We start from the raw sequence: 849 nt of genomic DNA, 5'->3' as shown, positions 1-849 counted from the left end.
TATGATTTTTATAGCTAACCATCTTGACAAATCCGATTTGAGAGGGAATGAAACAGCCCTGCCTTATCAAGGGGGGGTTGGGGGGATTAATTTCAAAACCTACGCAGTATTGGGCGCCATCCTATATATATATGTGTGATTGTGGAGACGAACGGGCTTTCCTGGGCGCCCATTCCACAAGATAAGTAAAACTGATTACAATTGTAAGAATTACTGACCCAAAGAAGTATTGTAACGAATTGTAAAGTACGTTAATATATTGTTACAAACGTAGAAAACGTTTGATACATACACTTTTTAACCGCACTTATACAATCATGACAGCAACTTTACAACGTCGCGAAAGCGCTAGCGTATGGGAGCAGTTCTGTAATTGGATTGCTTCTACTGAGAACCGTTTATATATCGGTTGGTTCGGTGTGTTGATGATTCCAACTCTGTTGGCAGCAACTACTTGTTTCATCATTGCATTTATTGCAGCACCTCCTGTAGATATTGATGGTATCCGCGAACCTGTAGCTGGTTCTTTGATGTACGGAAACAACATCATCTCTGGTGCAGTTGTTCCTTCTTCTAACGCGATTGGTTTACACTTTTACCCAATTTGGGAAGCTGCTTCTTTAGATGAGTGGCTTTACAATGGTGGTCCTTACCAGTTGGTAGTGTTCCACTTCCTCATTGGCGTATTTTGCTACATGGGTCGTGAGTGGGAATTGTCTTACCGCTTGGGAATGCGTCCTTGGATTTGCGTAGCATACTCGGCGCCAGTAGCAGCAGCTACCGCTGTGTTCTTAATCTACCCAATTGGTCAAGGTTCTTTCTCTGATGGTATGCCTCTGGGTATTTCTG

1 protein-coding gene is annotated in these 849 nt (G+C 42.8%); it reads left to right on the top strand.

Features of this window, described 5'->3' with window-relative positions; translation table 11 throughout:
• Positions 1–317: 317 nt before the first annotated feature.
• Positions 318–849: photosynthetic reaction center family protein (locus AC2JBO_RS45055; protein ID WP_496960107.1), on the top strand; the 532-nt coding region annotated here is incomplete at its 3' end.

The sequence above is a fragment of the Calothrix sp. CBUCES-K 9914 genome, assembly GCF_059640475.1.
The sequence above is the reverse complement of the archived record's forward strand: the minus strand, read 5'-3'. Positions and strand labels throughout refer to the sequence as shown.